The 361-nt window shown below is 56.0% G+C and carries 1 protein-coding gene; it reads left to right on the top strand.

Features of this window, described 5'->3' with window-relative positions; genetic code table 11:
- On the top strand, positions 1-361 hold a 361-nt coding region (locus Xenpb_RS19555; protein WP_187655759.1), incomplete at both ends, for an AMP-binding protein.

Genomic DNA, 361 nt, shown 5'->3' with positions numbered 1-361 from the left:
CTGAATTATTCCAGTCCACCTTACAGGTTATCCATACGGGCGGGGAGGCCCTGAATGCCCTGAATTTACGTTCAGGGATTACCCTGTTTAATCAGTACGGTCCCACTGAAATCACCGTCTGTGCGACCCAGCACTTATTACAGGACGGGGACAGAGCCATCGGCAAGGGCATCGATAATACCCGTCTCTATGTTCTTGATAATGGCGGCCATCCGGCTCCTGTCGGCGCACCGGGAGAACTGTACATCGGCGGTGCGGGACTGGCGAGGGGTTACTGGAACCGGCCTGAACTGACTGCTGAGCGTTTTGTGGCGAACCCATTCGCGACGGCCGAAGACAAGGTGAAAGGCTATACCCGCCT

The organism is Xenorhabdus sp. PB62.4, assembly GCF_014467285.1.
Lineage (GTDB): Bacteria > Pseudomonadota > Gammaproteobacteria > Enterobacterales > Enterobacteriaceae > Xenorhabdus.
This window is presented reverse-complemented; position numbering and strand designations above follow the sequence as displayed.